The sequence below is a fragment of the Streptomyces sp. NPDC104831 genome, from assembly GCF_055583025.1.
In genome coordinates, this window is the sequence record NZ_JBVJOT010000096.1 from 1 (window position 1) to 19,519 (window position 19,519).

Annotated in this window: 16 protein-coding genes, 1 tRNA gene and 2 pseudogenes; 9 read left to right on the plus strand and 10 right to left on the minus strand. The window is 67.3% G+C overall.

Features of this window, described 5'->3' with window-relative positions; genetic code table 11:
* Nucleotides 1-224 precede the first annotated feature (224 nt).
* Together ACZ63H_RS36420 and ACZ63H_RS36425 are read left to right on the plus strand one after the other, a co-directional pair.
* A complete protein-coding gene (locus ACZ63H_RS36420) occupies nt 225-902 on the plus strand; it encodes an RHS repeat domain-containing protein (RefSeq protein ID WP_469872567.1) in 678 nt (225 codons plus the stop codon).
* A gap of 91 nt (nt 903-993) precedes the next feature.
* A complete protein-coding gene (locus tag ACZ63H_RS36425; protein ID WP_469872569.1) occupies nt 994-1,437 on the plus strand; it encodes a hypothetical protein in 444 nt (147 codons plus the stop codon).
* A gap of 765 nt (nt 1,438-2,202) precedes the next feature.
* Here the strand turns inward: ACZ63H_RS36425 and ACZ63H_RS36430 are convergent.
* Both ACZ63H_RS36430 and ACZ63H_RS36435 read right to left on the minus strand, forming a co-directional pair.
* Nucleotides 2,203-2,925: a hypothetical protein gene (locus ACZ63H_RS36430; protein WP_030606501.1), complete on the minus strand. Its 723-nt coding sequence runs from the start codon at nt 2,923-2,925 to the stop codon at nt 2,203-2,205.
* 463 nt (nt 2,926-3,388) lie between these two features.
* The gene (locus ACZ63H_RS36435) at nt 3,389-4,228 is read right to left on the minus strand and encodes a GIY-YIG nuclease family protein (RefSeq protein WP_030606495.1); all 840 of its coding nucleotides are present in this window, start codon (nt 4,226-4,228) and stop codon (nt 3,389-3,391) included.
* Nucleotides 4,229-4,348: 120 nt separating this feature from the next.
* Between ACZ63H_RS36435 and ACZ63H_RS36440 the strand changes: the two genes are divergently transcribed.
* The 3 genes from ACZ63H_RS36440 (at nt 4,349) to ACZ63H_RS36450 (ending at nt 7,410) form a co-directional block, all read left to right on the plus strand.
* Nucleotides 4,349-5,662, plus strand: a complete 1,314-nt coding sequence (locus tag ACZ63H_RS36440; protein ID WP_469872572.1) for a DNA cytosine methyltransferase — start codon at nt 4,349-4,351, stop codon at nt 5,660-5,662.
* A 395-nt stretch (nt 5,663-6,057) separates the two neighbouring features.
* Complete coding sequence (locus ACZ63H_RS36445; RefSeq protein WP_469872591.1) at nt 6,058-6,444, plus strand: very short patch repair endonuclease; 387 nt, start codon at nt 6,058-6,060, stop codon at nt 6,442-6,444.
* A gap of 123 nt (nt 6,445-6,567) precedes the next feature.
* Entirely contained in the window at nt 6,568-7,410 is an 843-nt protein-coding gene (locus ACZ63H_RS36450) for an Eco29kI family restriction endonuclease (RefSeq protein WP_469872574.1), read from the plus strand.
* A 43-nt stretch (nt 7,411-7,453) separates the two neighbouring features.
* Here the strand turns inward: ACZ63H_RS36450 and ACZ63H_RS36455 are convergent, their stop codons facing one another.
* From ACZ63H_RS36455 to ACZ63H_RS36465, 3 genes and pseudogenes are all read right to left on the minus strand, one after another.
* Nucleotides 7,454-7,861 (minus strand): RNaseH domain-containing protein, encoded by a 408-nt coding sequence (locus tag ACZ63H_RS36455; protein WP_469872593.1) that lies wholly within the window; start codon nt 7,859-7,861, stop codon nt 7,454-7,456.
* Between the two features lie 614 nt (nt 7,862-8,475).
* Nucleotides 8,476-9,207, minus strand: a pseudogene (locus tag ACZ63H_RS36460) (hypothetical protein); the annotation flags it as partial.
* A gap of 81 nt (nt 9,208-9,288) precedes the next feature.
* Nucleotides 9,289-10,239 (minus strand): annotated as a pseudogene (locus tag ACZ63H_RS36465) (pPIWI_RE module domain-containing protein); the annotation flags it as partial.
* 508 nt (nt 10,240-10,747) lie between these two features.
* Here ACZ63H_RS36465 and ACZ63H_RS36470 point away from each other — a divergent pair.
* The 3 genes from ACZ63H_RS36470 (at nt 10,748) to ACZ63H_RS36480 (ending at nt 12,995) form a co-directional block, all read left to right on the plus strand.
* On the plus strand, nt 10,748-11,005 hold the full coding sequence (locus tag ACZ63H_RS36470) for a helix-turn-helix domain-containing protein (RefSeq protein WP_469872576.1): 258 nt from the start codon (nt 10,748-10,750) through the stop codon (nt 11,003-11,005).
* 70 nt (nt 11,006-11,075) lie between these two features.
* Complete coding sequence (locus ACZ63H_RS36475; RefSeq protein WP_469872578.1) at nt 11,076-11,429, plus strand: helix-turn-helix domain-containing protein; 354 nt, start codon at nt 11,076-11,078, stop codon at nt 11,427-11,429.
* Between the two features lie 51 nt (nt 11,430-11,480).
* Nucleotides 11,481-12,995: a LacI family DNA-binding transcriptional regulator gene (locus ACZ63H_RS36480; protein ID WP_469872580.1), complete on the plus strand. Its 1,515-nt coding sequence runs from the start codon at nt 11,481-11,483 to the stop codon at nt 12,993-12,995.
* A gap of 103 nt (nt 12,996-13,098) precedes the next feature.
* On the opposite strand, the gene ACZ63H_RS36485 is transcribed toward ACZ63H_RS36480, so the two are convergent.
* The 5 genes from ACZ63H_RS36485 to ACZ63H_RS36505 all read right to left on the minus strand — a co-directional run bounded on the left by ACZ63H_RS36485 (nt 13,099) and on the right by ACZ63H_RS36505 (nt 18,447).
* A complete protein-coding gene (locus ACZ63H_RS36485; protein ID WP_469872582.1) occupies nt 13,099-15,153 on the minus strand; it encodes a hypothetical protein in 2,055 nt (684 codons plus the stop codon).
* A 109-nt stretch (nt 15,154-15,262) separates the two neighbouring features.
* Nucleotides 15,263-15,736: a WhiB family transcriptional regulator gene (locus ACZ63H_RS36490; RefSeq protein ID WP_469872584.1), complete on the minus strand. Its 474-nt coding sequence runs from the start codon at nt 15,734-15,736 to the stop codon at nt 15,263-15,265.
* A 712-nt stretch (nt 15,737-16,448) separates the two neighbouring features.
* A tRNA-Pro gene (locus ACZ63H_RS36495) sits at nt 16,449-16,522 on the minus strand.
* A 66-nt stretch (nt 16,523-16,588) separates the two neighbouring features.
* Nucleotides 16,589-17,347 (minus strand): Pr6Pr family membrane protein, encoded by a 759-nt coding sequence (locus ACZ63H_RS36500; protein WP_469872586.1) that lies wholly within the window; start codon nt 17,345-17,347, stop codon nt 16,589-16,591.
* Nucleotides 17,348-17,520: 173 nt separating this feature from the next.
* Complete coding sequence (locus ACZ63H_RS36505; protein WP_469872587.1) at nt 17,521-18,447, minus strand: metallophosphoesterase; 927 nt, start codon at nt 18,445-18,447, stop codon at nt 17,521-17,523.
* 228 nt (nt 18,448-18,675) lie between these two features.
* On the opposite strand from ACZ63H_RS36505, the gene ACZ63H_RS36510 reads away from it, so the two are divergent.
* Nucleotides 18,676-19,143, plus strand: coding sequence for a GatB/YqeY domain-containing protein (locus ACZ63H_RS36510; RefSeq protein WP_469872589.1), 468 nt, complete (start codon nt 18,676-18,678; stop codon nt 19,141-19,143).
* The last annotated feature ends 376 nt before the right edge of the window (nt 19,144-19,519 follow it).

Here is a 19,519-nt window from a genome sequence, read left to right on the forward strand (position 1 = left end):
AGATACGAGCCGACCTCCACCTCGGACTGCTCCAACTCGCCTGCAGCATCATCTGCTTGCGACGACTCCGAAGATCATTCTGAAATGATCAGTTAGTGCGAAGCCAAGACAACTCCGTAAACCGCGCACGGCTATGACGTCCTGGGACCCCGAACCCGGCGGACAACCTCCTCGGGCCTGACCTCGGTCTGGACGTACGACGCGGCAGGGCGTCCGCTTACTCGGTGGCACGCTGGACTTCGTCAACGACGCGGCGGGCGCGCCGTATCGGTACCGAGGTCATACTGACGCAGGCTTGGAGTGGGACGGGAAGACTGCTCGCGCAGACCCTGTCAACGGGAGCGGAAACCACCGCCCACCGCCTGCTGCAGCACCGCGCCTACGCCCACCGAGCCGATGGTTGCATCACCGAGATCCGCGAGCCGACCTCGGGCACGCGCCGCTTCGACCTCGACCCCAGCGGTCGGGTCACCGGTGTCCGAGCGCATGGCTGGAGCGAGGACTACGCCTGCGATGCGGTCGGAAACGTCGTACGCGCCACCGCCACCGCCACCGCCCCCGGCCACGCCACCTCGGACGACCGCGAGTTCGACGGCACCCTGGTCCGCTCGGCCGGCCGAACCTCGTACGCCTACGACGCGCACGGCCGTCTGATTCGCAGGAACCCCCGACTGCTGAACGGCCAAAGCCGCACATGGACCTACGTGTGGAACGCCGAGAACCGGCTGACGCGGGTCGTGGAGCCGGACGGGACCGCTGGCACTACGCATGACGGGAGCGTGACGGCCTACGCTGTGTATGACGATCAGGGACTGCCCATCAAGCGCGTCGACGTCCACCCGGACTCCAAGCCGCACGGCGGGGGCTGGCACCCCACGTGCTGGAGACCACCAGGAACGTGAACCCGAAGACCGGCCAGACGTTCCTCACGCGGAAGAAGATGCCCAGGTCCTGCTCGCCCCGACGAGCTCGTCCAGTGAGTGCGAAGGACGGATGATGGACCCCCTGAAAGTTAGGGATGTGCAGGAGTGGACGCAGGCGGTCGGCGACGACGCCGATTACCTCGACTACCTGTCGCAGCAGGCGGGACTGGGTGAGTGGGCCGCGTTCTCCCGCGCGTTCAAGCCTCGCTTCGTGGAAGTGGAAGGATGCGTCCTGTGGGACCGCGTCTATGAGCCTGACAACTTCCGCACCTGGCACGAGCGGCTACGGGGGGACGCCACCTCGATCGAGGCCATGCTGAACCGGTTCCGCTTGGCGCTCTACATCGACATTCCGGAGGATCCCGACTCCGAGGCCGCGGCCCACGTCCTGGCCGAGGAGATCGCCCGCTCCTGGCACAGCTGCCTGCACGACGCCTTCCCGGACCGCTCGTTCCACGTCACTGCCACCAAGACGGAGGACGGCCCGGTCGTGAGTTTCACGACGGTCCGCTGACACAGCGGGAGCACCGCGGAGACGGCCGCCGTGTCCACGAGACCGCCCTTACCGACGCGTCGAACACCGTCCGCTGCGGGGTGTCGTCGACGGGCACCTGCTGTCGGCGTGCTTGCTGCTTGACGCGGGTGCGCCAAGCAGAGCGAGAGCGCGAACATGGTGCCACTGACCTCCACCTGTGTCGTCTGCGGAGCAGGTGCGGTCCGGACCACACCTCGTCCGGCGCGGAGCATCGCGACGTGCCCGGCGCTGAGCGTCCCATCGTCATGCGCCTGGAGTTCGTAACCGCGAAGATCACGGATCCAGTCACGGGCCATGTTGCTCACCGGGACGAGTAGTCCGCGCCGGTCGGTCGACACGATGAGGGCGCGGATGCGGTCAGGCGCGACCTGCTTGTCGCCGAAGGGGCTCTGCGTACTGCTGCTCGACGATCACCTGGCGAGAGACCCCGACCGAGATCTTCTCCCGGATATCGACCAAACGATCACTGCAGACGCAGGAAGGGCCTGACCCTCTGAGAGGATCAGGCCCTTGACCTGGTCTTGCGGCTGTCGGGGTGGCGGGATTTGAACCCACGACCTCTTCGTCCCGAATGAGGTTCGGTTGGCGAGTCTGCCAGCAGCGACGGCATTTTCGCAGTTCAGATGGGCGGGATCGGTTGGTGTCGGGTGGCCTGGAAGGGGTTCGGGGAGCGGGTTGGCTCCCAGATGGCTCCCAGGCAGGGGGGGGGGTAGCCCTGGCGCCAGGGTGGGGCGACCCCCGTGCCTACGCGTTGCCCGTGGCGCGACGCCGAAGGTCGTCAATGTAGTCGGGACGGAGAATGTGGCGGCATCGCGGACGCTTCCCCGCGTTGATGTCCCTCACGTACTTGGCGAGACGCTCTGGGTTCTCGCCCGACCACCCATGCGCGAGAGCCCACCCCTGCATGGCTTCACCGTCCATCCGGATGCCGGCGTCGTGCAGAGCCAGAAGACTGCTCACGACCACGTCCTTATCGCGGCCGGCAGAGATCGTGTTGTTGTGGTTGACGGTCAGCGTTAGGCTCTTCAGCGCTTCGACGACGATCGGGTCGAGTGCCGGCGTCAAGTCTTCCCACGCCGAACCGTCGCCAAGGATTGATGGCCTGACGGCTGTCACCCACGGCCGGATCTCGTCTTCGTTCCACGTGATCACGCAAAGCGCGCGAATGCGGCTGCCACCGTGCTGAACCAATTTGCCGATGTCCGTCATGTCTGGCCAGGCCATGAGTACTGGACCGTTTCCACGGACGGACCCACCGCCCCGGCCGGTAACGTGCTCGACGTTGGGGTGCCGGGCCACAAGCTGTTCCAATTCGGAGCAGTTCCTCAGGTTGGACCTGAGGCTGGTCCAGACAGTGAGTCTGTCGCCGTCCTCCATGTGCTCGTAGCACCAGTCGACTGCCGCGTCCACACCTTCGGCGTCATAGCTGGCAACAGCGCATGGAAAGTTCACGTCGCGATCGAACATCCCTGCTCCCTGCTTCTCGGGCCGGACAGGGCTCACGCTACGCGCGGGCACTGACAAACGCTCACTTTCCCCAAGGCTCAAGTGCGGGGTCCTGGCAGCCTTCGTTGGCTGGCTGGACGGCGGACGTCACCTGGTTTGGGTCGCCAGCCGACGCTGTCACCGCTTCTCCGTTATTGGGCTACAGGGTTCCGTGCTCCAGGATGTCGTCGAGGGCGTCGGTCTGACGGCGGATTACAACTCGTCCGTCACCGTCGCTGTACACAACGACGGCGGTTCCCGGATCCAAGCCGGCCTCGGCGAGTACGCCCAAGGGGATCTCAACGGCACCGGCTTCGGACACGACCGTTTCGGCTGGCTCCCTAATCATTCCGCCAGTCTGCCACCCTGGGTGCGGCCGTCGTCGTGTCACCTCACGACCTGGTAGCACTTGGGTGCTTCCGCGAGGGAGAGATGCCTCGTCAGCTCACTCGCCGACCATGGGCGGGTCGGTTTCTACGAAACCCGCTGGATCCGCCTCGGGTACGTCCTCGATGCGCTGACCACCGCGGTAGTACCGCCAGGCGCTCTTGTAAGTTCGAGGACTGTCGTCATACATGATCACGTATCCCATGAGAGCGGTGATCTGCCACTGGTCCGGTATTTCTGCGGAGATCAGTTGGAAGACCTGGTCAGCGGTCATTGACTCCGACGGGACAGTCACATATCGACTCTTGAAGCCGTCATGCTTCCCATAGCGGAAGTTGTAGGGCAAGCCGACCTTAACCGCTTCCAAGAGCTCCTGCAGTGTCGTTTCCCCGGCTCGTAGGCCCTCGACCGGTCGGTCGAGGTCGATGGGGAATAGCACGTCAAAGTGATTCCGCTTTAGTACGGTGCTGTCCCGCTGGCGCCCGGGGTCCTTATTGCCGAACCCGTTGTTGTTCCAGGGAATGTCTCCCATGCCCTTGTGGTGGCTGATCAGGAGCTGTTCGGGAGCGAGTGCCGAGAAGTCTTCGGCCACGTAGAGACAGGAGAAGGCCATCTCGTCGAGCGAAATCCTCCGACGCCCCGAGATCTTGCGCTTATGGTTGCGGAGCCGCGCGGGCAACGACCTATCGGCCTTGCCGACGTAGACGAAGCTGCCGTTCAAGTAGAGCTGGTAGACGCCGGGCTTTTCCTTGAGGGCCGCGATGCTCCGGTCCGTCAGGGGGGCCCTGTCTAGCCCGTCGAGAGCCGCTGCCAGCTGGTCACCGAGCGCCTTCGTGATGCTGAGAGTGAAGTCCTTGTGGTACTGCGTGCCATCGTCGGGGCTCACCACCGGCGCCATCCGTCCCGCTCCCCTTGGTCGACCTGATCCCCCGCAGACCCTATCGGTGCCCCTGCCATGACAGGAAACCTCCTCCCTGATATGGCTTGATGATCGCTAACTCCGCGGTATGCTTTTGGAATGGCTGAGCTGCAAGAAGGATCTAAGAGGGATCGCACGGGCGTTGAGCTGTTCGCTGGCGCTGGCGGTCTGGCCATGGCCGTTCACCGCGCGGGCTTCCGTCCCTTGCTCTTTAACGAGTTCGCCAAGCGGGCGTGCGAGACCCTGGAGGCGAACGTTGCCGTGCGGGTGCCCGCCGGTGAGAGGCCGGCTGTGCCTGGCCCCGGGGAGAGGGTCCCTCTTGTCGCGGGGGACGTCCAAGAGCTGGACATGAGGTATCTGGCGGGCCGGGTCGACGTGCTCGCTGGAGGGCCGCCCTGCCAGCCATTCAGCCTCGGTGGTGTCGCCAGGGGCGACGAGGACAAGCGGAACATGTTCCCGCAGATGTTCAGGGCTGTGCGCCAGATCCGCCCGAAGGCGGTCATCTGCGAGAACGTGCGAGGTTTGCTCAGGCCGTCCTTTAAGCCCTATTTCGACTATATTATGCGGGAGTTGGAGCTCCCCTTCGAGGAGCGGGCAAAAGGGGCTACCTGGCAGCAGCACGACGCTTACCTGCTGGAACGACTCAAGCGGGAGCCTGATGACCCGACGGAGCGCTACGACATCGTGATGATGCCGGTCAATGCTGCGGACTATGGGGTTCCCCAGATCCGCAACCGCGTGATCATCGTCGCCTTCCGTCGGGACCTGAAGGTCGACCTGGCTCTGTTCAGGCGACTCGTTCAGCCGACGCACTCGGAGACTGCCCTGATGCGGTCCATGGCGGAGGGCGGTTATTGGGAACGGCATTCGGATATTCCTGACCATGTGCGAGAGCGGGTCATGGCCCGTCTCACGGCGACCCTGCCCATGGGCGACGGTCTGCGGCCCTGGCACACTCTGCGAGACGCGATCGCGGGCATCGGCGACAACAAGCCTCTGCCTGAGGTCCCTGACGAGTGGTTGGATCGGACCGAGCACCTTCTTGGCGGCTTCACGGAACACATCGGATGGCCTGGAGCTCGCATCTACGATGGGCATACGCCCAACGAACTCGACCGCCCCGCGAAGACCGTAAAGGCTGGCGTGCATGGTGTCCCGGGTGGTGAGTCGGTGATGCTCCTGGATGAGTTGGTCGCCGACAGGGATGCCCCCGACGGAGTCAGGTATAAGCACCGGTACATGACTGTGCGGGAGACGGCGCGAGTCATGACATTTCCCGACTCCTGGGTCCTGAAAGGTCCCCGCGGGGAAAAGATGCGCCAACTGGGCAATGCCGTACCCGTCGCCCTCGGGGAAGTCTTCGCGAGAGCCGTAGCCTCTGTGTTGGATGAAGCGGAGGAGCGTAAAAAGTGACTGGGCCCACAAAAAGGGCGCAGAGCGGCTGGAACCAAGCCCCACCCTCCGACCGGGCTTGGAAAGGGCGCCCAAGCAGAAGCCGGGCGGCTGTCGCGGCGGAACAGGACCGGGCCGCCGGCGGACGCCATCGACGATTGGTAGACCTCGGCCAGGGCCGAGTTGCTCGGGCCTCTGTGGAGTTGAAGGTCCTTCCGGGTACTCGACGTATTCGCGCGTACCTGCGTTGGTCTGACAGTGGGAAGTCGCCAGCCCGCTACCTTGGACAAGTCGAGCACGAAACCCGAGCCGAAAACCTCGCCGAGGGCTGGAGGATGGCCCGGGAAAAGGGATTGCTTACTGAGGAACCGGTCGCAGAGGGATCGTGGGCTTCTTCGTCTGCGGTTCGGGCCTCAATGCGAGGTAATCGGAACAAGGACACTAAACCTGAGCTGCGGCTACGGTCGTTGCTCCATCAACAAGGTCTTCGCTACCGCGTCGCGACCCGGCCCCTCCCCGATCTGCGGCGCACGGCCGATATTGTCTTTTCTAGGGCGAAAGTCGCGGTATTCGTTGATGGCTGTTACTGGCACGGCTGCCCGCAGCACTTGCGTCCCGCGACCGTGAACGCCGGATTCTGGAGCGCGAAGATCGAGGGTAACCGGGCCAGGGACGCGGAGACGGACCGGCTGCTGCGAGAGGCTGGGTGGACGGTCGTGCGTGTGTGGGAGCACGAGGACCCAGTGCAAGTTGCTGCTCGCGTAGCCGGGATTGTGCGAGGTGCGCCTGGTCCAGCCGCCTGAGTCTCAGGCGTGGTGACGTGGAGGTGGCTTCGTCACGTGGACGACGCCCCCCGGTCCGCTCTCGGCTGGGGAGGCCACGCTGCGAGGCCGGCCTGTCCACTGCGGGTGAGTATCATCCCGCGCATGGCACCTAGCGCCGACGACAAGACACCCACGCACTTCAACCCTCTGGACATCGATCTCCTCAGCCGGAACCTCAGGGAGGAGATGGACGGACGGCCAAGAGTCTCCTTGGACTCGGTCAAGCCGTTCCCCGGGGCAGGGCTATACGCGCTCTATTACACCGGCGACCTCAAGATCTACGAGCGCTTGAGAGACGCCGATGTTCCCATCTACGTGGGTAGGGCCCAGGCCGGGAGCAGTAGTTACGGAGAGCCTCCGAACGAGTCAGAACCGAAGCTATATAAGCGCATAACCAACCACCGTAAAAGTATCAACGAGGCGGAAAATCTCAGCGCCTCTCACTTTGACGTCAGGTATCTCGTCCTTGATGATGTATGGGTCATCTTGGGTGAGCGGGCTCTGTTGCGCACATATAGGCCAGTTCTGTGGAATAGTTTGATGACTGGCTTCGGTTCCAATCATCCCGGGGGAGGGCGTAAGAACGGTCGTTCTGTCTGGGATTCTATCCACCCAGGCCGCAAGCGTGCCGCAGCGCTTCTGTGCAATCGCAGGTATAGCCGTCCTGAAATGGATCAGCTCATCGCGGATGCGATTGATATCTCTTTCCAGGAAGAAGGGGATCAGCGTGAGCTGGCATTGACGGAGTTGAGGAATCGGCCTGTTAAGACCATCTGGCGGCAGCCTGATGAGGGCGGAGACCCTATTCTCGTATTTCGGGAAGACGTCTTTGTGGAAGAAAATGAGCGTTTCGGGGTTGACATCAGCGGCATCGAATGGGTCCATGCCGACAGCATGGAGATCACGACGACTGAGATGGCGGCATCCGACGCCTCCGAGGACTGACTTCCGCCACCTTGCCAAGCTCTAAAGTCACGCAGCGAATCGCTCACCGCTCGGCAATGTATCGGCCGGCGAGGTCGGCGAGGTGCAGCTGGGCTGGGAGGCGGGTCGGGACAGTGGTGTGCAGGTGGGCGGTGCGCAGCGAGTGGACGTACAGAGCCCAGGCAGCCGCGTCGGTGTCTTCTGGTTGGAGGAAGGGCAGGGCGATTTCGAGGGCTCCGGGTTCCAGGCTCGTTTGGCGGCGGCGCGGGGTTGGGCGGGGTCGAACTTGTCGAGACCGATTGGTGCCTTGCCCTGGACTGGTTTGGGTGCGAGGGCGTAGTAGAGCCGCTCGTGGACCTCGAAGAGACCGGAGGTGATTCCGTAGGGGCGGCCATCGTCCTGTGCGAAGACGTGCGGTACTTCGCGAGCGCTGTCTCGGGGGATGACGCGGGCGATCCGGAGGCCAGGGCACTGGCTGGGCAGGCGTACGCCGAGTCGGGCCAGTGACTGCTGCGCCGCGATGTCCTCCAAGGTCAGTTCTGCGCTCTCGCGGGGGTCCGCGCCGGGCAGGACCAGGACGTCGCGCCGCATGTGCTGGGTCTGGAGCCAGGCCCAGCCGCGGCTACGTAGGTTGCGGCCGCCGACGAGCAGGAGCCTGGGCGTGGGGTCGTCGAGGATAAGGGCCCGGCGCAGGAAGTCGGTGTACTCGCTATCGGCTCCCTTGCCTCTGGGGAGCCGGCCACGGCCGGTGGCGAGCGCCAAGTGCAGGGCACTGTAGGGCATGGGTGGTATGCCGGGAAGGAGGGTGGTAAGGGTGCCATCAGGCCGGTGGCGGATCAGGATGGGGATGGCGCCGCCGCGGATGGGTTCGTACCACAGCGCCCAGGCTTCGATCGGTGCGCCGGTCGGGGAGGTGTGCGGCGCGGGGACGTGTCCCAGCTGGCGCAGGGCGTCCCGGATGGCGTTGGCAGCTCGGGGCAGGTCGCGGTCGGCGGCTGTCTCCTCGGTGTCTTCCGGCGGGAGCTGGATGTCGGGGTCCAGGTCGTCGTTCGTGGCCTGGGCGGCGTTGACCACGTCGTCCGCGTCGAGGAGCTCCTCGTCGTTGATCTCCTCGGTGGCCGCGGTGTCTGTGGCGGTGACGGGGCGGAGGAACTGGGTGACACGGTCGGCCTGAGTGAAGCCCTTTCGCAGGGTGGTCTTCGGGTCGGCGATGTCCTTGCCGGTGAACGCTCGGGGACCGTCGAGTTCGATGAGGGACGCCGTGTGCCCTGTGCCGGGAGAAGTGCTTGGCGTATCCCGGTGCGGCAGCGACGCGAGACGGGTCCGGATCTTCTCAAGGCGCTGCTGGGCCGCGATGGCCGTCCGGGCGGCTTTGCTCTCCTGGCCCTCGGGCAGGCGCAGGGCGGCGGCGAGTTCGCCGATGTCGTGGAAGCTGACCGACAGGGTCAGGGATCCGTCGTTGAAGGACCGAGTGGACGCTTCGGCCGTTGGCGTCGGGGTCAGCGCGAGGCCGTGTTTGTTGTCCTGGAGGGCATTGAGCAGTACCCGGCGGGTGGTGTCCGTCTGGTTCCAGAACTCCAGCTGGTAGCGGCGCCCTTCCGGGGCGAGGCGCGGGCTGGTGCTCCGGCCACGCGGTCGCCGGCGTGAGTAGGTCTGGGCGGGGGTCAGGCCGACGGGAGCGAGCACGTTGGTGACGGCTTCGAAGAGCTGGTGGTGGTTGATCGGCATGAAGCCCGGGTTCACGGGGTGATCACATGTCTTGGCGTTCTGCCGGCGGCCGCCAGGAGGTGGCGGGCTTTGAGGGCGGAGCATCCGCATGCCGCTCTGATACTGGATGGCGGCGTAGGGCAACCGGTCGTCTTCTCCGTCAGAAGCGTCGTTCGGCTCGCCGTTGTGGGGCAGGTACCGGAGCGGGTCGCCGAGGACGTCGGGGAGTGCGGGGTGCGGGAGCTGGCTCAGGCGGGTGAGGAGCTGTTCGAGGCCGTTGGACCACATCCAGCGGCCGCGCCAGGTGCCGGGGACGCGCAGGAAGGTGGGGCGCTCGCTGGGACGAAGGATGCCGCCGGGGCTCAGTAGCCAGGCGTGCAGGTTGAGGTTGGGGGAGAAGCTGAGCGGCAGGTGGAGCCAGCGGTGTAGTACGAGATCGATATGGATGCGCGGCTCGGGCTCCTGCCAGGCGGTTTGGGCGCCGATCCGTACGCCGAGCGACCAGGGGGCATCACCGTTGCGGTCGGGCATCCACCGCGGTGGCCACTCCACAGCCTCTCGGGGGCCGTCGAGCGTGGGGCCGAGCACCAGGTGCCGCGGGGACGACTCGGGGTGCAGCAGGGGCAGGCCGGCCTCGGCGAGGTGCGCCGCGAGCATGCCCGGCAGAACTTGGAAGAAGCCGCGTGTGGGTGCCGCTGTTCCGTTGGGCGCGACCGTCCAGGCGGTGACGGGGACGTCCTCCGTATCGCGGGTGCGTTCGAGGTCGTCGGGGTCCAGGAGCTGGTACCAGTCGATGTGCGGGCGGTCGGCGGTGACGAAGACGCCGGCCCAGGTCGCGACGACGGTGTGGACGACGACCGTGGGTACAGGCTCGGTGGAGGCGATCCAGTACTTGTCCTGGTCGTCCAGCCCCCAGTTGGCCACGTCCACGAGCTGGGCGAGGTCCTGCTCGACAGCGCCAGGCGTGTGTTCCGGGCGCAGAGCCCACAGCTGCCCGGCGATGATCGCGGCGTGGTCGCGGTGGCGCCCCTGGTCGTCAGCCTGGGTGAGCAGGCCGAAGAAGGTGCGCTCGGCGGTCAGGGAGACGGCGGCCAGGGACTCGGAGACGAAGGCTTCCGGTTTGATGGTGCGGATTCGTGCCAAGAGGGGCGGTCCTCACTCGGTGACCGGTGGGCTGGGTGCCCACGGTTCACCGTCGGTCGGGGCGGGTCGGGCGTGAAGGGCGGGGATGTCCGGCCGTTGACGCGGGAGCGTTGATGGCCGCTTGCGCTTTCCGAGGTGTCGTCAACATAGCCACACCCACAGCGCGCAAGTCCAGCCCTATCTGGCGCAATCTCTCACGGCAGAAATGCGGCTGGAAAACGAGTCGGCGAGGGCGGTGCGAAAACGGTAGGGCACGATCGGCGGTTGACCAAATAGTTGCCCCGCATCCCGAGCCAGAAGGATCACATCGGCAAGCCGTTGACGTCCCGCGAGCCACGAAGCTACAACACAACACCCCACGTCAGAGAGGTTCTCTGGTGTCGGGGCACGTTCGGGGATCCGGCCTTGCGCAGCACCCCGATCGCCTCGCTCACCGATTGAGCGCGGCGCAACATAGCCGACGATCGCCGGTTAACCAAACCGGCGAATGCACGCTACAACTGGAGCCATGGCAGCACGATCTCTGGAAATAGGGACCGCAGGAATGCTGGCGGCTCGCACCATCGAAATCCTTCGCACGGAACGCGGCCTTGGGCAGCGCCAACTCGCCGCGCGATGCACCGCTTTGGGCCGTCCTATGTCCAACACGATGCTGTCCCGCATCGAACTCGCCAAGCGGCGATGCGATATCGACGACCTCGTCGCCATCGCCGCAGCCCTGCAGGTGTCACCCGCCGCCCTCCTCCAGGGGCCGGGTGCCGCCTGAGCCGCCCACGCAGCCCTCCCCAACCTCCCGACCAGGAGCCGCCCCCTTGCACCGATCCACGCCCGCGCCCGTGCCCCACAGGCCGTCTGCCCCTCCGCCCCGCCTCTACCGCCCTGAGGAGATCGCCGACACCCTCGGCTGCTCGGCCTGGTGGGTCAAGGACCGAGCGCGACGGCGCCTGATACCGCACACCCGGGTTGGCCGCGCCTACCGCTTCACCGCCGAGCACCTCGCCGAGATCATCCGCCTCTACGAGCAGCGGCCGGCCCAGCCCGCGCAGACACCCGCACGGGCGACCGAGCCGCTCTCCGAGCCCGGTACGCAGACCGGCTCCGCGCAACCTCGCCGCCCTGTCGTTGCGCCGGCGACCCGCCTGCGGGCCCGCCCGCCGCGTCGACAGCAGCAGTACGGCACTGTCGCGTGACCCGACCCAGTCTGCCGTAGCCGAGGAATAGGAAGAGGGGGACAGCGGAACTTGGGTTTCGCGGAGAAGCGCGGAAACTACTGGCGCGGCCGGTACAAGGTCGCGCCTGGCAAGCACAACACGGTCGTCGACAACAACGGCAAGGCGATCAGGTTCGCCACCAAGGGCGAGGCCCAACGGGCAGCAGCGGAGGCCGAGAACAAGTACCGTCGCGGCGACTGGCGCGACCCGGCGCTCGGCCAGGAGACCTTCGGCGAGTACGCGAATCGCTGGTACGAGGCCCAGGACCTGGCCGCCTCGACCATGCAGAACTACAAGCGGCACATCGAGGAGCACCTGCTCCCCGAGTTCGAGGACAAGGCGCTCGCCGGAATCCTGCGCACGGACGTCGACCTGTGGGAGAAGAAGGAGAAGGCCGTGTACGCGGCCTCCAGCGTCAAGACCTGGCGCTCGACACTCCATCTGATCTTCGAGGACGCGATCGACGAGGGCCTGATCACGTCGAACCCGGCGGCCAGGAGGCGCGGTCGCGGCAAACGCGCCGGCCGCTCCCGCGACCGGGGCCCGGAGAAGGTCGTCACCGACGCGCTCGGCATCCTGCTGACCGCCGAGCGAGCCGCCCTCCTGTCGGGCCGCGACGACGAGTTCGTCGCCGTGGTCCTCAAGGGGTACACCGGCATGCGCTGGGGCGAGATCGTCGGCCTGGAGACCGCGTTCGTCCGCCCTGGAGCCGTCCGGGTCGAGTGGCAGCTGTACGAACTCGACACGGGGGAGCTGGTGCGCTGCCCTCCCAAGGACGACAGCTACCGCACCATCGACTCGATGGACTGGCTGTCCGCGCTGGTCGCCAACCACATCGCCCGCACGAAGCCCAAGCCGTGCCCCTGCCACGGCAAGACCTACGTCTTCCGAGGACAGGGCGTGGCCCGTACCGGGGGCCACCAGGGCGCGAAGCTCGTCGACGTCGCCCGTCGCGCCGGCGTCTCGACCGGCACGGTGTCCAACGTCCTCAACCACCCGGAACGGGTCACCGAGGCCACGCGAGAGAAGGTCGAGCAGGCCATCGCGGACCTCCGGTTCGTCCGGGGCGGCGTTGTACCAGAGCATGCCGCCCACTGGCGCAGGAACGGTTTTTCGACCTGGTTGTTCACGCCGGCGGTCTCCGGCTGGTACCCGAAGAAGGCACCACAGGAGCCACGACCGGTGCCCCTACTCGGCGAGCCGTGGCCCGGTGTCCCGGCACGGGGTCGGGGTGCCAGTGAACGGGCCGACGCCTGCTGGCTCCCGATAGCCAAGGGACTCACGCCCCACGGCCTCCGCCACACCCACCGGACGATGATGGAGGACCTGGGAACCGAGAAGGTGCTCATGGACGAACGCATGGGCCACATCGACGGCTCGGTCTCGGCGCGCTACGCCCACGTCACCCCAGGCATGCGCAAGCGCCTCATGTTGGGGCTGACCGAGCAGTGGGAGGAAGCACTTGACGCCCGTTTGGCTTTGAGTCACCGATCACCGGTGCGTGCCCTCGACGCGCTACTGCGGGCACGCCTCACGGTTGGTTAGGCATGGGCCACGTCACGCGACCCTGGGTACGATGCGCCCCACATCCGATGAAGTGGGCTAATAACGGAGGGAGCCCCCGAGGAGGGCTCCCTCCGTTATTGCACTATCCGTTTGAGCGGCTCATTTGACGCTCGGCGACTCGTGCCCAATAGCTGATCTGCGAGTGGACGTTCATAAGGTGGTTCAGGAGCTCGTTCGGCTTCGCCCATCCTTCCTTGTCGAGGAGCGGTCCTCCCTGGGCTTCCTCCACATTGGCGAGCTCATCAACGTCGAGGTTGATCTGCTCGATGTACTGGCCGATTTGGCTCTTCAGCCGCGTCGCCTTCATCCGAGGTGTCTCGTTGGGAGGCGTCACCGGCCGCGGCAGGGTCGTACCCGTGGCGTAGACCTCGTATCGCAGCCATTCGTCCTCGATCGGCATGGGTTTGCCTGCCGGGTCCTCGTGCCAGCTTCCGTACTCATCGCGGACGCCGCGCTGGAAGGCCCCGCTTTCTGTGACACGTCGTGGTTGCGTTCCAGCCCGTCCATCGATGATCGCTTGGGCCAGCAATCGCAAACCCTGCTCGTCGCGGAGCATCGCTTCCAGGATTTGCTGCGGGCCGCGCTTGTCGGCCCCGGTGTTGCCCATGGCTTCACGTCGCAGCCCGCCCCAGGCGGTGAGATGGTATTGGGCTATGGCCGCCAGTTCCAGCCGGTTGACCCACCGGGTGGGGTCGGCATGAGAGCTGGAGGGGTCAGCGCGCAGTTCCTCCAGAGCTGCCTTAAGGAGTTTCTCTGGCGACCGACCGGTGACCTTCCACTCTGCGGTCGCGTACCGCGTCAGCCGAGCACAACGTAGGTAGGCGGCGCGCATCCGCTCCGCCCGCTGGCGCTCGGCGTCCTTGGCATCCAGGGTAGTGGCGATGCTCCGGGTGGGCCGGAGAGCCAACTCCGCGATCACGTCCGTTCGTCGGCCGGGGCTGACGCTCTTCTTGGCGGTGACGTCGCGGATCCCACGTTCGACGAGGTCCCGATGTTGCTCGCGAAGCAGGGCTGCGAGCACAAAGGCCGCCTGCTCGTCACGCTCGACGGGGAGCCCCTCGTCCTCGGCTTGGTCTGGGGTAAGAAGACCTGCCAGGTAGTCGTGGACGGGATCGTCGAGTACGTCCGCGCTGCGGAGTACGTCCAGGACCGCTTCGGCCATGGCTTCGAGTTTGCCCGTTTGACTCCATGGCCGCGGAGGATCGACGTGCAGCATGCCGACGAAGGCGTTGACTGCGCGCGCGTAGTCGTAGCCCCCCTTGGTAGGAGAGAAGCGGAGAAATACGCGGGCTGGAGTAATCAGTGCGTTGCGCTGTCGTATCAGCCGCCGACGGGCGGCGGGACGCAACGCATCAGGGTCGGCCTCGCTGATTGAGCCGATGAAGCGTCGGTAGTCGTCGCGGTCCGTGGGGAAGTGGTAGTGCGTCTGTGGGTCGGTGAGCCCCAGGACGTAGTGGGCGTTGGTGATGCGGCTGGAGCCGTCCGCTGTCCCCAGGAGGGGCATAGAGGGTTCGCCGTCGCGGTGCCGCAGCTCGAAGAAAACAACGTTCACCGGCATGGCGATGCCGCGCGCGGCGATGGACTCGCGCAGGTTGTTGTTCGCCAGGATGAACTCACGCGCCCGCTCCGTCTCGTCCTGCACGTGGCTGACGTCCTCGCCCTCGATCCAGAGCGTGGTGGTCTCACCGGACGGGGAACGGGGGCCGGTCAGTGGTCCCGCGTACCCCTCGGCGCCGGCCGCCGGATACACCCGCCGTTCCATGGTGCGGTTGTTGGTGGGTAGCGGTACCAGGCCGGGTACGTAGAGGTCGAGGTCGATCGCCTCGATGACGCCTCCGGCGATGTTGACGCGAGTCGGACGCCTCAGCAACGACCTGAGCTCACTGGGGTCGACAGCGGCGTGGGCCAGGGCGGTGGCGAACTCGGGAGGCAGTCCGGCCTCCGCGCCCGCCTTGGCGGCGCGGATTACCGCCCCCATCTTCGGCAACGTCGGCAGGTCACTATCGCCGAAGCGCGACCAGATCGTCGCGCTTTCCTGGTCCGTGTCCTCGTCTGTATCGAGCTCGTCGTCCACGACGTCGGACTCCTCCACCTCCTCGGTCATCTCCTCGTACTCGGTGGCGTCCTGATCCGTCATGTCGTCCTCCATGAGTGGGGTGATCGGCAAGGGGGTACGGGGTAGCGCAGGAAGAGAGGGGCCTGCGTGAATGCCGCCGACGGAGCGGGTCCGCCGGCGGCCGGTCGTCTCAGGCAGTGGGGGGCAGTTGCGAGCGCTTGCCGAGCTCGTGCAGGTCGCTGCGAATCGAACGCTCGGCGTGCCCGAGCAGCCGTGCGATGATCGCCGTCGGCACATTCAGGGCGTACAGCTCAGCCACCCGTCGACGCCGTTTGGCGATCTCGCCGGTCTTCCGCCACTTCTTACGGCGCTCCTCGGCGGTCTCCCCGGCCAGGAATACGTGCTCGTCCCGACTGTCCTGGGCGTAACGGCGGCAGCTGTCCAGCAGCGGGCACGTACGGCACATGGCCCGGGCCTGCGGGACGTCCCGCTCCGGCACGGTCGGTTCCCCGTCGAAGGCTGCCTGCTGCTCCCTCATGGTGGGGAACCGCTTCGGATCCCACGTGCTGCACGCGGCCTCGCCCAAGGGCGGGCCGAACGGCTCCATCGCCCAGAACAGGGCGTCGGGCGGAAGTACGTTCTCGATCTCGTCGTGGGGCTCCACGGCGCTCCTCCTCAGACCACGGGTCGCGTGGTGCGCGAGGACGAGGGGGTCACGCCCACGTTCCCTTGATCGTCGCTTGGCGCCGTTCGAGTCTCTGGACGTGCGAGACGATCAGTACTGGGCGATTCCCAAGTCCCGTCGCGTGCCTGCGCCGTTCGACGCTCGCACGGCCTGCGGAGTGACCCCCGAAGCAAAGCCACTACCAGTGTGGCACTCGACTCAGCCGAAACGGCAGAAATGGATGGGGCGTTCGGGAAGCACCTGGTGAACTCGCCTATGTAGGGGCTGTCTTCCGGTCGGTGAGGGAGGAGCGCGTGGGCCTCTCGTTCGGGGTCCTGGCGACTCCTAGCGCGTGGTGACATGTGCCCCCCTGGCGACAGCGACAGGTCCGGCCACACCGTCATCTCGACCGCCGAGCCGCGCGAGGGTGACGGTGGCGTCCGAGGCATCGTGCTCGGCGTGAGCTCTGGCGACACGTCGTCCGGGACGTGCGAAATCGTGAAGTGGTCGGCTCGTGGTGCCCTCGGATGTGCACGGGGTACCCCAGTCCGCCGGATCAGCTGCCAAGCCTCGTCCCAAAGCGCGGCGGTATCCGTGCCACGGGGAGCCGTGTCCTGAGTTCGGCTCCCAAGTGGCTCCCCAAACGGCTCCTGGAACCACTCAGGGGCCCGACCCGCTAAGCGGATCAGGCCCCTGAACTGGTACTACGGCGTCGGGGTGGCGGGATTTGAACCCACGACCTCTTCGTCCCGAACGAAGCGCGCTGCCAAGCTGCGCTACACCCCGGTGTCGCTGCTTCCCGCGGCGACGACGTTTACTTTAGCCCACTGGGGGCTGTAGGCGAAATCCGGTTCAGACGCGGTGGCGGGTCGGGGACGGGCGGGTGTGGTCCAGGGTCACCAGGAGGATGCCCAGGGCGTAGATGCCGAGGCCCAGGAGGAGCGCGTTCGCCAGGGTGCCGCGGTAGCCGTGGGCCGTCACGTCCAGGAAGGGATAGAGGTGCCGGGACGGGTCGGCCGGCGGGAGGAACGCGGTGCGGATGAAGGAGAAGGCCAGGTAGGCCAAGGGATAGAGCATCCACGCCGCGGTCTGGCGCAGGTGCAGGCGGGGCGCCGGTGTGAGCAGCAGCCAGTCCAGTACCGCCGCAGCCGGGACCAGCACGTGGAGGATCTGGAGCGCCGTCCACTGGGCGTGCCAGCGCGCCGGCGCCGACGTCGCGCCGGTCAGCGAGAACGGAGGCGTCGTGTGGGCCAGGAGCAGGTGGTAGACCAGCGCGCCGGCCACCACGTAGAGGAGCGCGGCGCCGGTCACCGACGACGGGAGAGGGCGGCGGGCCCGCCAGGCCCTCGCCGCCGACAGGAACATGATCAAGGCCACCATGACGCCGGCCTGCACGCTGAAGTGGCTCATTACGCGGGCCGGGCTGCCCAGCAGCAGCTCCAGCGCGACCCCGCCCGCCGCCGCCACGGAGATCAGCAGGCGGAACACCGCGGCCGCCGGGCGGCGTACCGGGGCCACCACCGCCGTGGCCGGCACCGGCGCGGGCAGCAGGACGGGCGGGCCCGGGACCGCGGGCAGGTCCGGGATGTCCCTGGGTATCGGGGCGGTCATGCCCTCACGCTAGGAGCGGGGGAGGGGAGCGGCCAGGTGGGTTGCGCCGGGTGGGTTACAGGCCCCCGTGCCCGGGACCCGGTGCTCGGGGCCCGGTGCCTGGGTCGCGGGTTCGGGGCCCTCATGGGCCCTGCCCTTACCCCTTCCCCTGCCGCCCCTCGACCCCCCGCCTCCTACCCCCGCTCCACCAACGTCAGCAGCGTCGCCTCGGGCGGGCAGGCGAAGCGGACCGGGGTGTAGCGGTTGGTGCCGCAGCCCGCCGAGACGTGGAGGTAGGACGTACGGCCGTCCGCCGTGTGCGTGGACAGGCCCTTCACGCGTTCCGTGTCCAGGTCGCAGTTGGTGACCAGGGCGCCGTAGAAGGGGATGCACAGCTGGCCGCCGTGGGTGTGGCCGGCCAGGATCAGGGGGTAGTCGTCCGCCGTGAACGCGTCCAGTACCCGCAGGTAGGGTGCGTGGACCACGCCGAGCGAGAAGTCGTGCCCCTCCGACGGACCGCCGGCCACCCGGGCGTAGCGGTCCCGCTTGATGTGCGGGTCGTCCAGACCGGTCAGCTCGATGGAGACGCCCTCGATCTTGAGGACTCCCCGCGTGTTGGTCAGGTTCAGCCAACCCGCCGAGTCGAAGCCGTCCCGCAGGTCCTCCCACGGGTTGTGGACCGCCCCCACCGCCGGCGCGTTGCCGTTCAGCCCGTGGCGTCCGCTCGCCTTCTCCAGCAGGTAGCGGGCGGGGTTGCGCAGCTTGGGGCCGTAGTAGTCGTTGGAGCCGAAGACGTACGCCCCAGGGAACTCCATCAGCGGGCCGAGGGCGTCCAGCACCTCGGGGACGCCCTCGGGGTCCGACAGGTTGTCCCCGGTGTTGATCACGAAGTCGGGGCGGAGCCCGGCCAGCGACTGCAACCAGCGCTGCTTCTTGCGCTGGCCGCCGACCATGTGGATGTCGGAGACCTGGAGGACGCGCAGCGGGCGCATGCCCGGGGGCAGGACGGGGACCGTGACCCGTCGGAGGCGGAAGGAGCGGGCCTCGAAGCCCGCCGCGTAGACCAGGCCGGCGGTGCCGGCCGCCACGATTCCCAGGGGGATTCCGTATCGCGCGCGCATCTGTCCATCGTGTCAGACGGGTTGGGCGCGCCGAGACCGGCCACCGGTCCGGCGGACGGGAACGGGGAGATGGGGACGGGTGCGGAGCGGTGAGGCGGGTGGGGGCGGACGGGCGCCCGTCGCGCGAGGGACGGACGAGGGACGGACGAGGGACGGACGGGCCCGGGGAAGGGGGCCGGCGGGGAAATGGGCGGGCACGCGTGGACGTGTACCTGCGACAATCGGGCCATGACCACCACGCTCAAGTCGAAGCTGCAGGACGACCTCAACGCCGCGATCAAGGAGCGCGACGAGCTCCGCTCCTCGACGCTCCGGCTGACCCTCGCCGCGATCACCAAGGAGGAGGTCGCGGGCAAGGAGAAGCGGGAGCTCTCCGACGACGAGATCCTCAAGGTGATCACCCGCGAGGCGAAGAAGCGCCGGGAGGCGGCCGATGCCTTCGCCCAGGGAGGCCGTCCCGAGCAGGCCGAGCGGGAGAAGGCGGAGGGCGAGGTGCTCGCCGGTTACCTGCCCAAGCAGCTGTCCGACGAGGAGCTGCACGCGATCGTCGAGCAGGCCGTGGCGGAGGCGAAGGCGGCCGGTGCCGAGGGGCCGCGGGCCATGGGCGCCGTCATGAAGATCGTGAACCCGAAGGTGGCCGGGCTGGCCGAGGGCGGCCGGGTCGCCGCCGTGGTGAAGAAGCTCCTCCAGGGCTGACACCGCCCCAAGACCAAGACCCGGACCGGACCTAGATCCGGACCCAGCCCCGGCTTCGAGCGCCGTCGCCTGGCCGGGCCTACGGATCTCAAGAGGGCGCAGGGGGCTACGGGGCACAGCTCCACGGGGCTACCGGCCCAAGCTCACGGATCCACGAATCCACGGGCCCGCAGCTCCACGGAACCACGAGCCTCCGCGCCCCGGCGCCCGGGCCTCGCCCTCTTCGCGGCCGCGGGTCCTCGCCCCTCTCCACGGTGGCGGTCCTAGTCCCTCTCCACGGCCGCGGGGGGGGGGGGGGGGGGGGGGGGGGGGGGGGGGGGGGGGGGGGGGGGGGGGGGGGGGGGGGGGGGGGGGGGGGGGGGGGGGGGGGGGGGGG

Bases quoted from the DNA above. Each gene is read 5' to 3' on its own strand.
- ACZ63H_RS36425 (WP_469872569.1), top strand. From the start codon at position 994: ATGATGGACCCCCTGAAAGTTAGGGATGTGCAGGAGTGGACGCAGGCG.
- ACZ63H_RS36430 (WP_030606501.1), bottom strand. From the start codon at position 2,925: ATGTTCGATCGCGACGTGAACTTTCCATGCGCTGTTGCCAGCTATGAC.
- ACZ63H_RS36435 (WP_030606495.1), bottom strand. From the start codon at position 4,228: ATGGCGCCGGTGGTGAGCCCCGACGATGGCACGCAGTACCACAAGGAC.
- ACZ63H_RS36440 (WP_469872572.1), top strand. From the start codon at position 4,349: ATGGCTGAGCTGCAAGAAGGATCTAAGAGGGATCGCACGGGCGTTGAG.
- ACZ63H_RS36445 (WP_469872591.1), top strand. From the start codon at position 6,058: ATGCGAGGTAATCGGAACAAGGACACTAAACCTGAGCTGCGGCTACGG.
- ACZ63H_RS36450 (WP_469872574.1), top strand. From the start codon at position 6,568: ATGGCACCTAGCGCCGACGACAAGACACCCACGCACTTCAACCCTCTG.
- ACZ63H_RS36470 (WP_469872576.1), top strand. From the start codon at position 10,748: ATGGCAGCACGATCTCTGGAAATAGGGACCGCAGGAATGCTGGCGGCT.
- ACZ63H_RS36485 (WP_469872582.1), bottom strand. From the start codon at position 15,153: ATGACGGATCAGGACGCCACCGAGTACGAGGAGATGACCGAGGAGGTG.
- ACZ63H_RS36500 (WP_469872586.1), bottom strand. From the start codon at position 17,347: ATGACCGCCCCGATACCCAGGGACATCCCGGACCTGCCCGCGGTCCCG.
- ACZ63H_RS36505 (WP_469872587.1), bottom strand. From the start codon at position 18,447: ATGCGCGCGCGATACGGAATCCCCCTGGGAATCGTGGCGGCCGGCACC.
- ACZ63H_RS36510 (WP_469872589.1), top strand. From the start codon at position 18,676: ATGACCACCACGCTCAAGTCGAAGCTGCAGGACGACCTCAACGCCGCG.